Origin of the sequence: Pseudoalteromonas luteoviolacea DSM 6061 (genome assembly GCF_001625655.1) — a bacterium.
GTDB classification, from domain to species: Bacteria; Pseudomonadota; Gammaproteobacteria; order Enterobacterales; family Alteromonadaceae; genus Pseudoalteromonas; species Pseudoalteromonas luteoviolacea.
In genome coordinates this window covers 329,813-343,330 of the sequence record NZ_AUYB01000103.1, presented here as the reverse complement: position 1 = coordinate 343,330, position 13,518 = coordinate 329,813, and the positions used below count along the sequence as shown (strand labels likewise).

Genomic DNA, 13,518 nt, shown 5'->3' with positions numbered 1-13,518 from the left:
TAAAAGCTCCGCAAGTTTTTAAAAAAGGCCACAAAAGTGGCCTTATACATTACATCCGTTAGATTAAGTAACTCAGTTAAAACTGATACTTGTAACCTATCGTAAACTGTCTTGGTTTACCTGGACGCGCTCCGTAAGGCCTGCGACTTACAATCTTATCTTCATCCAGTAAGTTATCAACCTTCAAGTAAACTTGTCCGTACTTATCAAAGTCATAACTTGCCGAGAAATCAACCGTCGTCGATGCAGGTACTTCTTGACCTTCTAGGTAAAGAGTAAACTCATCGGTACCAATGTCCCAACTCGAGCCTGAAGCCTCTTCCATTGAGCTAACGTATTTAACCGCCAATGAAGTGCGCCAGTTGTCTGAGCTCAAACCAATGTTAAAACTGACTTGGTGATCAGGCAAATACGGAAGAGGATCGCCACTTCTCACTTTACCCCACTGAGCAAACTTAGTGTAGCGCTCGTTCTTGAATTCGCCTTTCGTGTATGTATACACAAAGCCATAAGGTATATCTAGCTGTAGGTTAAGTGGGTAGCGTTGACTGAATTGCGCTTCAAGACCATAAACATGTGCTGCACCACCATTAAACTCAGCGTCTTGTTGATTAATATCACCACAATTTGACTGCCCACAGCTCTCTTTCAAGTTGCTGTAATCATTAAAAAAGCTTACAACTTCAAACTGAGTTACGCCGTCATTGTAGCGTCCACCAAACTCATAATTAGTGCTTTTTTCAATCTCGATTTCAGCTGGCTGCGCTGGCGAGGCTGGAGAAAATCCGCGGTGCACACCAAACAAAATACCCGCGTCATCGCTCAGCTGGTAGAAACCACTAACACCCGGTAGCCAAATTCGCGTAGTTTTATCTTGCCATTTATTTGGGTTATTGTTGTCGTGATAATGCATATCCATTAATTCACCACGTACACCCACACCAATCGTTAGTGCATCAAACTTGATTTGGTCTTCAACATACAAAGACCAAGCTTTAGTATTTTCAACATTAAGCGTCGTAAAACGTTTGCTGCCTTCAACCAAAGTCGATACGCCAGATTTCATATCATAGCTTTCTTCAAAGTGTTTTCTCTCGATTTCATCTTCATGAAAACGAACACCAAAAGAAACGTCATGCTCTAAGTCAAACACGTTTAGTGTGATGTCACCATCAAACTGAATACCCTGTGAGAAGTATTCACGATCATTGGTGCCCATCGTCAAAAAGTCTGTCGCACCCGGTACGATTGAATCCTGCTCGCCTTTAAGGATTTCATATAGACGCTGATTGTTGTCTGACTCTAAGTTATACAGTACTTCTTGTGGAGACTTGCCTGAAATACTGTTTAGTTTTAACCACGCGCGCTCATAATCATTACGATAAATTCGCGTCGTTAAATTCAGGTTTTCACCAGACACATTATGCGTAAACATAACCTGCTGGTGCTGAGTATCCATATTCGCCGGTGCTGTTGCGGCATAACGACGGTAAGGGTTCTCAGCAAAATCAGCTTCTGTTAAACCCAGATAGGTTTCATCTGATATCTCATCCGCGTAACTTAGTTTCAAGCCAAAAGTGTGCTCAAAATTACCTTGCTTTAATCGATAATTGAACTTGGCAAGAATATCATTCTTGTCAAAGCCTGTATCACCGCCACCATCAAGTTCCTTGAAGCCATCTGCTTGTACGTTTACTGCTTCAATTAAAAAACCAATATTGTTCACCACAGAGCCATAGTAGCCATGTGCTTTGGTATACCCGTCGCCGCCAGCGGCCACGTCAATGGCACCTTCCGTAAACTCAGGCACTTGGCGCGTAACCAAATTCAATGCACCCGCAATTGTTTGAGGGCCATGCTTAATTGCAGCAGGGCCTTTAAAAACCTCTACAGCAGTCATGCGCGTTGTTTGCGGAAAATAGTACGCAGCTGGCGCTGAATATGGTGCAGGGCCAATCAAAACACCGTCTTCCATGATGGTAATTTTCTTACTACGCTCAGGTGTTACGCCACGAAAGCCGATGTTTGGTCTCAGGCCATAACCATCTTCCTCACGAATATTGACACCTGGTACAGAAGACAACACGCGATGAATATCATCGTATTCATATTCACCCAACTTTTCTTCTGTTAAAAGCGTTGCTGAACCTGCTTCGGTTCTTAGTTTGTCGTAATGACTGATGATTTGAATATGCTCAATGTCGTCCTGATCATTGTCTTGGGCATAAGCGCTTGGTAATGCAATGGCAACAGCCAATGCTAATAGTGATTTATTCATACGCGGGTACTTAGTCATTGTCACCTGCCGATGTTTGAGGAAGTTCCAGTGCAAGCTTATTAATAAAGTCATTCTTAAGCTCGTCAGTCACGTTTTTAACTTTGGTATGTACTTCAGTCACTTTTGCTGCGTCATCTGTAATAGCCTGTTTTAGTGAACCATCCAAGGCAAGTAGAGCCGCTTCAGCTTCTTCAATACCTGCCAGCATACGCTGTTTCACTTCAGTACCTTCCTCAGCATCAAGGAAGTCATCAAACCCTAATGTGTTCTCTGTGTTACTGCCTTCTCCGGTAAAGATTTGTTTAAATGCGCGGAGATTAGCCAGTAAATTTTCTTTTGAATGCTCTGAGATATCTGACTCTACATCTTGCGGACAACTCTCAAAGCCACAGCTGTTCACAAACAAACCTAGCGGAGTGCCAAGTTTTTTATCTTTTAACTCTTCTGTCATATAGAAAAGTGCTTTAGATATCTCATTCAATGCCAAATGTGGCGTATCAAATGATGAACCAGGACCACCTGCATTCAATAGCTGATTAGCAAAACCATTATCGCCTTGCCAACGAGCGAGAATTTCCGAACTGTTATCAACAATGTCGCCAGACACTGTGTGCGCAAATTCACACCTTGCAACTTTTCTTTCGTTAACTGTACGCCCATTCCAAGGGGCCAACGCATCATTTTCAAAGGTACAGTTATGGTCATAATTGGCATTAAACAGTGCATGTTCAATTGCAATTAACCCTTTACGGTCTGACGTACGTGCTTTAATGTCATATGGAAGGCTCGCATTGCCGTTGATGATGCCCGCTTCATGGTACACCACATCCAAATCAATGCTACAAAGCGCACCACCAGCAGGCCAAGAATAAATATTACCCTTTAGCTCTTTGCCATTAGTCAGAAGTGGGCCAATCTGCATCAATTCAACATACTGCCAACTAGACATTGCTGCACGCCAGCTATTTTTTGCTTGCTCGTGAAGACTATCTGCATTTTCTGCCTGCGCTTTAGCAGCACTACAGTATGCACCAATTTGAGTTTGTTGAGCTTCAGCAAAGCTATGGAACTGCGTTAAAGCTGGGCTCAATACATTGTTCACCAAATTAGCGACTAAGGCAGCCTCGTCAAATGTGGTTGGCTCTGTCGGCGTTGTTGGATCAGTAGGGTTTGTCGGATTCGTGGGGTTAGTTGAACCATCATTGTTCACAAACTCTGAACCGGTTGTACTAGAACTACTTTCACCACAGCCGCTCAAAAGCAATGACACTGCAACAGCAACTGCGCTCAAAGGTTTTAACACTCTCATTGCGATTCTCTTTTTTTTGATACCTATAAATACAGCAAAAGGTTAGCCGCAAAAAGCGGCTAACCTTTTCATAAAAGCGATACTAGTTGATTACCACTTTTCAACATTTTCTGCATCGAAGCTATATGCTTCAGCAATAATCGCACGGGCTTTTTCAAGATCCGCGATATACGCATCGATCTTATCAGCTTCAAGCACTGGCGCTTCACCCATTAGAGTATGGATTTCAGCAAATTTTTCAGCGCTTACAGGCGAGAATGGGTTGAACTGGAAGTTCAATGCAAAGCCCTTCATTTCACCCCAGTACTTCGCTAGCTTTTCAAATTTACCAGCATCGAAGTCGCCTGACTTGATTTGAGTCAAGTTGCCGTCTTCTTTAGCAATTGTGTAGTTAATGTAATGGATAACTGTAGCTGCGATTGATTTTTCCCAGTTTAATATCGCTTGATCACGATACATTTCAAGTGCTTTCTGGTCGTCTTCGCTCCAATCCGCTACGTTCTTAGTGAAGTTAGCGTTGATAAGTGCACGGCCTTTAATGAAAGCAGTTTGTGCTGCACCAGAGAAATCAGTTGGGTTTGCATTACTCGCAGTACCTTTGTCACGCTTAGATGCGTTAGTTGAGTTACCGAAGTTGTACTCTGTCAGAAGATCGATTTTGCCATCCGAATCAGCATCATGGTAAGCAGAGCTTGAGATTTGCTCGTCACTGAATTCTAAGTAGTGTGTAGCAGCGCCAAAGTAACCATAACCTTCGTCAAATTTGTGCTCAAGTTCAGTGTATGTTTTACCATCAGCAATCACCGTATTGTCAGCAGACTTATCGCCAATTGTCAGCTCATCTAGATAGTCATCTGCACCTTGAGATAACGCAACAGCACCATTTAGGTGTTTTTGGATTAGCTGAACTAGGTCTAAACCTGTAGACGTAACATACAGGCTGTTAAGCGTGATAGTCGTCTCGTTGTGAGTAAATGTATGCGTCTCACCGTTCTCAAATTTAGTGATTTGTGCATCAATTAAATCTAGGTAATAAAGTACTAAACCTTCAGGCGTTGAAGGGTGGTCATTGAACGTTGACCAGCCAACTAATGAGCCATTTTCTTCCCACGCTTTATTCATATAAGTCGTATCGCGGCCAGCAATTTTACCACCTTCACCAGCTACCTTTTTAAGGCTAGAAATTTCACCAAGAGTTGTTTGGTCAGCGTCAACACCCGATAGGAAAGTCAATGCATTATCTTGGCGAGACTCATCTACTGGGAACAAAATACCGCGTACGTCTGCTAAGATTTTTCTTAGTTCAGCAACATCGTTAATCCCTTCAGGGCCAGTTTTTAACGTACCTAGAAGCTTTTTAGCTTCTGAGATTGCCGCTTGGCGAGATACCTGACCAGAGTAAGATACTGAAGATACACCATTGTGGCCAAACTCATACACATTTACGCCCGCTGTTGCAGGCATATCAGTAATTGAAATAACAACTTCTTGCTCTGTCTTTTCACCAGCACTATCTTGTGCTGAAACAGTTAATGTAACTTTCTGTTCTGTTTCTTGTTCAAAGTTAAGTGCGTTTACTGCTTTAAGCTTTAACTGCCCTTCAACAATTTCAAAGCGTCCATCACTCACGGTGTAAGTCAGTGCTTTCATATCGTCACTGTCATCAGCAAACGTTACACCGCTGACAACTACGCCTAGCTTATCTTCTTCAGCTGTTGCATTTTCAACAGTAATTGTAGGTGCTTTATTTGCTGGAGGAGTAGGAGTAGGAGTAGGGTCAGGAGTGTTATTATCGCTACTAGAGCCACCACAACCAGTTAAACCCATCGTAGCTGCCAAAATTGCAGTTGCAAGCAGAGACTTTCTTAATGCCATTGGACGTCTTCCTATGAAAATTATTTGTATTTGCATTTTCTTAACGGGACAAAGTATACACAGACCTAAATAGCAATCAATATTATTTGCGTTGTTAAAAGTATGCGAATATAGCGGCGGAGATAAGATTAAATATAGAAGAGAAAATGAGAGTCACTAGCATTAATACCAAAGTTTTTGATAAGCATATGTTTTAAAAAGGGAATGGTATTTTTACTGTGTACAAGCTTGCACTATTAAGTTTTTTTCAAGCAGGTCTAGGTTGATTTATAGTTCGAAAAATTCGAACTATAAATTTTTCTCCCAAGCCTCTTTTACAAACAGATACCCCTGACGCCAAACAGTTTTTATCTTTTGTGGACTGTTTGCATTGTCTCCAAGCTTCTTTCTTAAGCATGAAATACGTACATCTATCGTTCGGCTATTGGTTTGGTAATGTTGACCGATAATTTTCTGGTAAATCTCTTCTCGGCTAACAACTTTTGGTGCGCGAGATGCCAATAACCAAATTAGATCAAACTCGTGAGTTGTCAAGCTAACTAATTTATTGTCCAACAGTACGGTCCGTTCATCTCCTTTAATGGTTAAATTTCCAAAAGTGAGTTCACTACTGGTTGATTTGCTCTTATCCTGGTTAGCATATTGTACTTTTCGATTAACAGCATCCAAGCGTGCTCGCCATAATCTAGGCTTCGCATTAGTTGCAATTACATCATCGGCTCCAAGCTCTAAAAGCAAGCTTTGAATATCATCATTATTGTCATCTACCGAAACCAAAACCGGCACCTGAAAATGAGATTTCAGCGTATTGATAGTGTCAAACCTTGCACTGGTTGCAATTGCTTGATCAATTACAATACTGCTTACAATTCCTTGGTTGCTTCGATGATTTACATGGTCCAAGTTTTCCAGCACCATAGTTTGAACATCAAAACCCTGGCCCTGAAGCGCAGCAGATGGTGCCGCCAAACTGTTAATTTTACTTTCTGCGATTAGAACAGTATGCACTACTAAACCCCGCATTTGTTTTCTATTTTTGCGAGTCTACAGCCGTTAACTGAACTTCAGCTTTACGAATTAAATATTCCTTCAGCCACCCTAAATAATTTATTAATTACCGGATCTTGGAGCCTTTTTTTCTTGGCTACCAAGCCAATATCAATTTCTTCAGACTGTAAATTTAACTGCTGAACTTGGTTTTTAAATGGACTTTGCGCAAGAACAATTTCGGGCACATAGGCAACACCAAACCCTAAACTCGTCAACGCTACCATCGCTTCATGGCCGGATACATGTGCGTATACCTGTGGCTGAATTGACATGCGCTTAAAAAAGCTGTCAATTCGTTCTTTCAACACTCCTTGCTCTGGCACAATAAATGGGAGCTGTGCCCACGGTAGACTTCCCTCTCCACACTTCGCTAACATATCAGTGAGTGGACATTGCATCGTAGGTGCTATAAATACTAGTCGAGAACGGCCTATAGACTGATACTCTATGCCCTGTGCCAAACTTGCCGGCTTCACTGCTACGGCCACATCAGTTAGATCGCTTTGTACCTGAGAAATTGAATAGGCTGGATCTCCGGTCATTAAATTGAGCTCGACTTGTGGAAAGTCCTTCCGATACCGCGCAAATAGGTCATATATAAAACTGTAAGATGCCGTCACAGAACAGTACAAGCTCAGCTCTCCGGACAGTGGTTGAGACTCATCTTGGCATTCACTTTTGAACTGGCGCCAGCTCGCTAAAGTGGCTTGAGCATATTGAACAAACGCTTTTCCCTGTGGTGTTAAAGACACACTGCGGTTATCTCGAATAAATAAAGCTGTGCCAATTTCACTTTCGAGTTGCTTAATTTGACGACTCAATGTGGGGGGGCTGATATAGCAACGTTCACTTGCTCTTGAAAAATGCAGGGTGTCTGCAAGTGCTAAAAAATAGTTAAGCTGTTTATGATCCATCTACCTGTCACCGTATTTCATAATATGAAATACAATAATTTAAATATATCATTTTACGCAACCTAAATATGCCCCTATCTTAATCCTATATCAAAAACAGAGTAACATTGAGAAACAAGCAGGATCTGACATGGCGAACTATTTCAATTCTTTATCATTACGAGAGCAGCTTGCACAGCTGGCACAGTGCGAATTTATGAACCCTTCTGAATTTAGTGAAGGTGTAGAAGTCTTACTAGGTAAGAAGCTCGTTATTGTTGGCTGTGGTGCACAGGGTTTAAATCAGGGTCTTAACTTAAGAGACTCTGGCTTAGATGTCTCATATGCTTTGAGACAGTCTGCAATCGATGAGAAAAGACAATCGTATTTAAATGCAAGTGACAATGGTTTTATCGTCGGCACCTATGATGAATTAATCCCAGAGGCGGATCTAGTTCTAAACCTAACGCCGGACAAACAACATAGCGCCGTAGTAAACGCGGTAATGCCGTTAATGAAACAAGGCGCAACACTGGCTTACTCTCACGGCTTCAATATCGTTGAAGAAGGTATGCAAGTGCGTGAAGATATTACGGTTATTATGGTTGCACCTAAGTGCCCAGGGACTGAAGTTCGAGAAGAGTATAAGCGTGGTTTTGGTGTGCCTACTTTAATTGCGGTACACCCTGAAAACGACCCTCAAGGCAATGGCCTCGCACAGGCTAAGGCATATGCAGCAGGAACTGGCGGCCATCGTGCTGGCGTACTTAACTCTTCTTTTATTGCTGAAGTTAAATCTGACCTAATGGGCGAGCAAACTATTTTGTGTGGCATGCTACAAACGGGCTCTATATTGTGCTTCGACAAGATGGTTGAGCAAGGTATCGCACCAGACTACGCATCGAAACTAATTCAATATGGTTGGGAAGTGATCACCGAAGCGCTTAAACATGGTGGCATCACCAATATGATGGATAGGCTTTCAAACCCAGCTAAAATCAAAGCGTTTGAATTAAGTGAAGAACTGAAAAGCTTAATGACTCCGCTATATAACAAGCATATGGACGACATCATCAGTGGTGAGTTCTCAACAGGTATGATGGCTGACTGGGCAGAAGGCGATGCGAAACTACTCTCATGGCGTGCCGAAACAGCTGAAACTGCTTTTGAAAAGCAAACGAATACTGAGCAGCATATCTCTGAGCAAACTTTCTTTGACAAAGGCATTCTGATGGTGGCAATGGTCAAAGCAGGCGTTGAGCTGGCTTTTGAAACTATGACCGCAGCGGGCATTATTGATGAATCTGCATACTATGAGTCACTGCATGAAACGCCATTAATCGCAAATACCATTGCACGTAAAAAGCTATTTGAAATGAATCGCACAATTTCAGATACAGCAGAGTATGGCTGTTACTTATATAACCATGCTTGTTTGCCATTACTAAAACCATTTATGGAAAAAGTTCAAAGTGATGTAATTGGTGCAGGCTTAAACAGTGATGATAACTACGTTGATAATCAAAAGCTCATCGCTGTAAACGACGCAATAAGAAGTCACCCAGTAGAGATCATCGGTAAAGAGCTACGTGGCTATATGTCAGCAATGAAACGAATTGTTTAAAGTAAAGTTCGCTTGTTAGAACCAAGGCCCATTAGTGCAAACTATGGGCTTTTTTAGTACTTTTTACTTATGTTTGAGAGCAATTACGATAAATGTATATGTGTTAATTATTGACCATGCTAAAATTATCGCCACACGGTAATAAGTACTAGTAGGCTAAATGAGTAACACAGGTTTAACAATCACGCAGAAAATCACCATTTTAGGCAGTGCTACAGCTATCCTCGTCGCCAGTTTGATCGGCTTTATATCGGTTTACCAATCAAAAGCAATGGTCGAGACTAGAATGCTTAGCTCTGAACTACCTAGTAAAGTTGAAAGCATCACCAAATCTCTTGAACAAGAGATAATGGTTTTGAAGAATGCCGCAAAGCAACTTTCGAGCAATCAATTTATTATTGATGCAGCCCAAAATGGCCAACTTGATGAAAAGCTTTTACTTGAAGAGCTAAATAGACTGCAGCGCCAATATGGTTTAGCTACAGCTTCTTGGGCAAATAGAGAAAACTATAAGTATTGGAATCAAAGTGGGTTTTTGCGCGTGCTAAACCAACAACAAGACGGTTGGTTTTTTGCGTTTAAAAGCAGCAACCAGCCCTATTCAATTAGCATATTTCAAGAGGCTCCCGGAGACGTTAAAATGTTTGTTAATCACCAACAAACAAATGGCATAGGGCTCGCGGGACTTGCTAAAAGCATTGACGAAATGCAAAGAAAATTAGCCAACATGCGCATCGAAAAAAGTGGCTTTGTGTTTGTGGTCAATAAGCAAGGTATTGTCCAATTACACCCAGACGCGAGCCTGGTTGCCAAATCAAAACTCAACCAGTTTTACGATAATGCCGCTGCAGAGAAACTTTTAAGCGGTTCGCAATTAAATATCCTTAAACTAAAAACACAAGGTGAAGATGTACTTGTTGCCGCAAATCGCATTCCAGAGACTGATTTGTATGTGATCGCTCAAGTTCCTCAAAGTGAAGTATTTTCGCAAGTAAATGATCTGCAGTGGCAAATTGTAACTTTTGCACTTCTTATCGCACTGGTTGCCAGCATCATCAGTGTCCTTCTTGCCCGAACTTTGAGCGCCCCCCTATTGAAAATGGCAGACGTATTCAAACAATTGGGCAGCGGTGACGCCAACTTAAATTATCGAGTCCCTAACTCAGAACAACCTGAGCTTGCGGCGCTTGGAGATGGGTTTAATCAATTTATCGGTAAAATTGAGTCGGCTATTACTAAAGTGGCCAGTGAAAGCCGCGATATAAGGGCTGCAAGTGAACAAGTATTTGCGCAGTCACAGCGTAATTCACAGTGTTTAGATGAGCAAAAAAATCAGACTATCTCTGTTGCAGCGGCAATCAACGAAATGGCTGCAACAGTGCAAGAAATTGCTGGCAGTGCAAACAATACAGCCAAGTTGACTTTAGCCAGTAAAGAAAGTTCGCAAGAGAGCCATGACTGTGTCCAAACCAGCCAAGAGACCTTGCAAGAGTTGGCTACAGACATTCAAAATATGGCCACGCAAGTAGCCACATTAGCAAGTAAAACACAATCGATTGCTAATATCTTAGATGTGATTAGAGCTATTTCTGAACAAACCAACCTACTTGCACTTAATGCAGCAATCGAATCTGCACGTGCCGGCGAGCATGGACGAGGCTTTGCAGTAGTTGCAGATGAAGTTAGGGCGCTGGCAAGTAGAACATCTCAGTCCACAGATGAGATTCAAGCTACGATAACAGAGCTTACCGCGGCATCGGACTCGATAGTGGAACAAATTGCTTTATCGTCAAAGCAAGCTGAGCAAAGCGTCAGCCAAATGCAAACATCTGTAGAGCTCATGGACCGAATTACAGAAACTGCTAATCAAATAAACGATATGACGACCCTTATCGCAACAGCGACAGAAGAGCAAAGTAACGTTGTAGTCGATGTTGGCCGCAGCATAGAACAGATTAGTGTGATCAGTGATGAAGTAATGAATGAGCAGCTCAACACAGAGCAGGCCATTCAGCAACTTGCTGATTCTGCTAAAGCATTGGATAAACTTGTGGCTACTTTTTAAGTAGTCACTGTTTATTTAGTCAGCAACGCTTTGTAACAATTTTTTCTTTATTTACTCTCAACATTCGCTACGCTAGTAATAGATAAGCAGTTGGGAGTAATTTAAATGAAATTAAGTTATCAAAGCGCATTCAGTGCAATCATGTTGTTTGTTTCTGGCTTAGTTTTAACAGGCTGCCAGACCACAAGCCCACCGCCTGCCAATTTAGCCTTACTCGACCACGCCCCATTTGAAACGTTACCCGTAGAAACCCAAGAGGAAATCTTTTCCTTAGACGACAGTATTATAGAAACTCTCAACAATACATTTAAACGCTATGAAGAGCCTGAGCTTAGAAGTGCTGAAGTGATCATGCAATTTTTACTCGACAATGGTGACGAAACACTCTCCTATATGAGTGACGCCAACCTAACGGCTTCGCAGGCGTACCACAATTTAAATGCCAATTGTTTATCTCTGTCTATTTTGGCTTACAGCTTGTCTGAGTACCTTAACTTAAAAGGGCAGTTTCAAAAAGTACACGTTCCGGAATACTGGGCAAGTAGCAGAGGCTACAGTTTCTTAAGTGGCCATATCAATTTAAAAGTCTACGAAGATCGAACCAAGTTTATAGGCAAAGACGTACTACACACATCCCCCAGAACACTTACGATTGACTTTGACCCCAATAGTCGACAACAAGCCTTTAGGACAACTGAGATCACCAAAGACCGTGTTACTGCAATGTTTTACAACAACAAAGGCGCAATAAATATGGTCGAAGGGAGACACGATCTTGCTTTTAGCTATTTCCAAGCAGCGATTAATATAGACTCACAATATTCAAGCGCCTGGGCCAATTTAGCTATTCTTTACAGAATTTCAGATACGCTTGATATCGCTGAAAAGATGTATAATCAAGCGCTCTCATTAAACCCAGATAATAACACCGCTAAGGGAAATTTGGCGGTACTTTATGAACTGACAAATCGAGCTGAGCAAGCCCAAGAGATAAGAGCGCAGCTATATCAAATCAGAAGAAAAAATCCTTACTATGTGCTTACCTTGGGCAATGAAGCATTAGATCAAGGAAACATAGTGAAAGCCATTCATTACTATCGCGATGCACTGAAGCTAGATAAACGTTTACATGACGGACATTTCGCACTTGCTAAAGCCTACTATGCAATGGGTAAACTCGATTTAACTAGACGGCATTTACAAAGGGCATTGGCGCTTTCGCAATTCAAACATAATCAAATTCAATATAGAGGGAAACTGGAGTGGTTAGATGCAGTGGCTAAGAATTAATACACTGCTACTACTTATAGTCTCTTTTTACTCGCAAGCCTCTACCTTGAGTAGAGATATGACGATATTAACGAGTATTGAGTTTGAAGGACGCCCTTCTGGGGCGTCCGAGCCTCACCGCAGTGCCTTTTACATTCATAGGCAATTTGAGAAGTTTGCTATGGACGTAGAGATTAGTAGTTTTCAATTCAAACAAGGTTTTTTTGGTTCTGGCACTGGCCATAATGTTGTTGCAACTATGCGCTGTACGTTGAAACATTGCCAATCAGCCCTTGTCATCACTGCACACTATGACCACCTAGGTAAAAATGGATATAAACACTACCCAGGCGCAAATGACAATGCCACAGGTGTGGCAGTTATGATTGATATTGCCAGACAACTAAATGGCACTAAGCTCAACAGAGATATTATTTTTGTTGCCACGGATGCAGAAGAAAAAGGGTTACATGGAGCAAAACATTTTGTTTCTCAGCTTGACCACAAGCCAATCTTCATGAATATCAATTTAGATATGCTAGACATGCAAAAGCGCAATGAGTTGTATGCGCTAGCATCTTCTAGTATAAAACCTGAAAAAAACTCAGTTATCAGTCTTTTCGAGCGATATGCCGTGCCATTAAAAATGTATTTTTCTTCAAAAAGAATGGCGAGAAGACTAAATGAACCGCAAATTGATTGGTTACGCGCGAGCGATCACTACCCTTTCCATCGCGCCAAAATACCCTTTATTTACTTTGGCTCAGGTGTAGATAAAAATCATCACACCACAGAAGACGCTTTGACCGAAATTAACCTTGAAAAACTAGCGCAAGTTTCAAACTCAATTACAGGATTAGTGCGCTCATATGCAGACTCCAGCGCCTCAGAGACCAATTGAATCTTTTGCTTTTTGTTAAGCTTCTTAACTTGCCACTCTAATTTAGCGGCATCTACTTTTGTAAGACCGGATAAAGCAATGATCAGCTTAAGAGGTCCTTTACCTCTTAAGCTTTTTGCGCCTTTCCCATTGCGATGCTGAGTGATCCGCCGCTCCAAATCGTTAGTAATTCCCGTATACCAGTGGCCTTGAGCATTTTCAATGACGTAAAGTAACCAATTTGTGTCATCAGGTTTGTTCTTATTCACTATTAT

The 13,518-nt window shown here is 41.7% G+C and carries 10 protein-coding genes; 4 read left to right on the top strand and 6 right to left on the bottom strand.

Going from position 1 to position 13,518, the window contains the following annotated elements; genetic code table 11:
- Positions 1-76 precede the first annotated feature (76 nt).
- The 5 genes from N475_RS13380 to ilvY form a co-directional block, all read right to left on the bottom strand.
- The gene (locus tag N475_RS13380) at positions 77-2,296 is read right to left on the bottom strand and encodes a TonB-dependent receptor family protein (RefSeq protein WP_063355151.1); all 2,220 of its coding nucleotides are present in this window, start codon (positions 2,294-2,296) and stop codon (positions 77-79) included.
- Positions 2,289-3,587: an imelysin family protein gene (locus N475_RS13375; RefSeq protein ID WP_063365416.1), complete on the bottom strand. Its 1,299-nt coding sequence runs from the start codon at positions 3,585-3,587 to the stop codon at positions 2,289-2,291. The genes N475_RS13380 and N475_RS13375 overlap by 8 nt, the downstream gene beginning before the upstream one ends.
- 90 nt (positions 3,588-3,677) lie before the next feature.
- Positions 3,678-5,462 (bottom strand): DUF4856 domain-containing protein, encoded by a 1,785-nt coding sequence (locus N475_RS13370; RefSeq protein WP_063355153.1) that lies wholly within the window; start codon positions 5,460-5,462, stop codon positions 3,678-3,680.
- A gap of 288 nt (positions 5,463-5,750) precedes the next feature.
- Positions 5,751-6,485, bottom strand: coding sequence for a winged helix-turn-helix domain-containing protein (locus N475_RS13365; RefSeq protein ID WP_227008439.1), 735 nt, complete (start codon positions 6,483-6,485; stop codon positions 5,751-5,753).
- 47 nt (positions 6,486-6,532) lie between these two features.
- Positions 6,533-7,426: an HTH-type transcriptional activator IlvY gene (gene ilvY, locus N475_RS13360; RefSeq protein WP_063355154.1), complete on the bottom strand. Its 894-nt coding sequence runs from the start codon at positions 7,424-7,426 to the stop codon at positions 6,533-6,535.
- A 130-nt stretch (positions 7,427-7,556) separates the two neighbouring features.
- On the opposite strand from ilvY, the gene ilvC reads away from it, so the two are divergent.
- The 4 genes from ilvC (at position 7,557) to N475_RS13340 (ending at position 13,264) form a co-directional block, all read left to right on the top strand.
- A complete protein-coding gene (gene ilvC, locus N475_RS13355) occupies positions 7,557-9,029 on the top strand; it encodes a ketol-acid reductoisomerase (protein WP_063365415.1) in 1,473 nt (490 codons plus the stop codon).
- A gap of 160 nt (positions 9,030-9,189) precedes the next feature.
- Complete coding sequence (locus tag N475_RS13350) at positions 9,190-11,094, top strand: methyl-accepting chemotaxis protein (RefSeq protein WP_063365414.1); 1,905 nt, start codon at positions 9,190-9,192, stop codon at positions 11,092-11,094.
- Positions 11,095-11,199: 105 nt separating this feature from the next.
- On the top strand, positions 11,200-12,384 hold the full coding sequence (locus tag N475_RS13345; protein WP_063355157.1) for a tetratricopeptide repeat protein: 1,185 nt from the start codon (positions 11,200-11,202) through the stop codon (positions 12,382-12,384).
- Entirely contained in the window at positions 12,365-13,264 is a 900-nt protein-coding gene (locus tag N475_RS13340; RefSeq protein WP_063365413.1) for a M20/M25/M40 family metallo-hydrolase, read from the top strand. The genes N475_RS13345 and N475_RS13340 overlap by 20 nt, the downstream gene beginning before the upstream one ends.
- Here the strand turns inward: N475_RS13340 and N475_RS25190 are convergent.
- The gene (locus N475_RS25190) at positions 13,147-13,512 is read right to left on the bottom strand and encodes a GIY-YIG nuclease family protein (protein WP_155730803.1); all 366 of its coding nucleotides are present in this window, start codon (positions 13,510-13,512) and stop codon (positions 13,147-13,149) included. The genes N475_RS13340 and N475_RS25190 overlap by 118 nt on opposite strands.
- Between the last annotated feature and the right edge of the window lie 6 nt (positions 13,513-13,518).